Source organism: bacterium endosymbiont of Bathymodiolus sp. 5 South, assembly GCF_900128535.1.
Classification (GTDB): Bacteria; Pseudomonadota; Gammaproteobacteria; order PS1; family Pseudothioglobaceae; genus Thiodubiliella.
The window spans coordinates 1-1,400 of the sequence record NZ_FQTR01000306.1 but is presented as its reverse complement, the minus strand read 5'-3'; the positions used below and the strand labels follow the sequence as shown (position 1 = coordinate 1,400).

The 1,400-nt window shown below is 44.2% G+C and carries 1 protein-coding gene; it reads left to right on the top strand.

Annotation, left to right across the window (positions count from 1 at the left end; genetic code table 11):
- Positions 1-1,400: integrin alpha (locus tag BBROOKSOX_RS11030; protein ID WP_180324025.1), on the top strand; the 1,400-nt coding region annotated here is incomplete at both ends.

Here is a 1,400-nt window from a genome sequence, read left to right as displayed (position 1 = left end):
TGCCGCAACCAACAAAGTCATCGGCACCGTTGCTGACTTAGAATACACCTACACTCGCTCTTCTAAAACTTTAATTATTAGCAAAACCTCAGGTACTTTTGCAGCTGAGGATGTGGCAAAGGTGGCGGAAGCCATCAAACTGAAAAACACTGATACAGATTCACAACTTGGCATTCGAACTGCTACTATTACTTACATAAATATTACAGGCAATGAATCGGTCTCAGCAACTGTTTCATTAAAAGAGGCACAGCGTGGCTTTATTATCAATGGTGAGTCAGTGAGTGATTTGAGTGGCATCTCAGTTTCTAGCGCAGGCGATGTCAACGGCGACGGTTTAGATGATTTAATTGTGGGTGCTAATTATGCCAATCCAAGCAGTAAATTAAATGCAGGTAAATCGTATGTTGTATTCGGTAAACAAGACAACACCGATGCCATTAACTTATCAGCCATTGCCTCTGGCACAGGCGGCTTTGTTATTAATGGTGAATCAGAAAATGATTACAGTGGTTACTCGGTATCCAGTGCAGGCGATGTCAATGGCGACGGTTTAGATGATTTAATTGTGGGTGCTTATGGTAACAATCAGAGTAATAAATCATTAGCAGGCAGATCGTATGTCGTGTTCGGCAAACAAGACAACACCAATGCCATTGAATTGTCAGCCATTGCCGCTGGTACAAGCACAGGCGGCTTTGTTATCAATGGTGAGTCAACGAGTGATTATAGTGGTTGGTCAGTCTCCAGTGCAGGCGATGTCAACGGCGACGGCTTAGATGATTTAATTGTGGGTGCTTATCAAGCCAATCCAAGCAATAAATCAAACGCAGGTAAGTCGTATGTCGTGTTCGGCAAACAAGACAACACCGTTATTAACTTATCAGCCATTGCCGCTGGTACAGGCGGCTTTGTTATCAATGGTGAATCAGAAAATGATTACAGTGGTTACTCGGTATCTAACGCAGGCGATGTTAATGGCGATGGTTTAGACGATTTGATTGTGAGTGCTAGGAAAGCCGATCCAAGCGGTCAATCAAATGCAGGTAAATCGTATGTTGTATTTGGCAAACAAGACAATACCGATGCTATTGAATTATCAGCTATTGCTGCCGGCACAAGCACAGGCGGCTTTGTTATCAATGGCGAGTCAGCGGGTGATGAGAGTGGTTATTCAGTCTCCAGCGCAGGCGATGTCAACGGCGATGGTTTGGATGATTTAATTGTAGGTGCTTATCAAGCCGATCCAAGCGGTCAATCAAACGCAGGTAAATCTTATGTCATCTTCGGCAAACAAGACAACACCGCTATTAATTTATCAGCCATTGCTACTGGCACAGGCGGCTTTGTTATCAATGGCGAGTCAGCGAATGATTATAGTGGTCGCGCAGTCTCCAGCG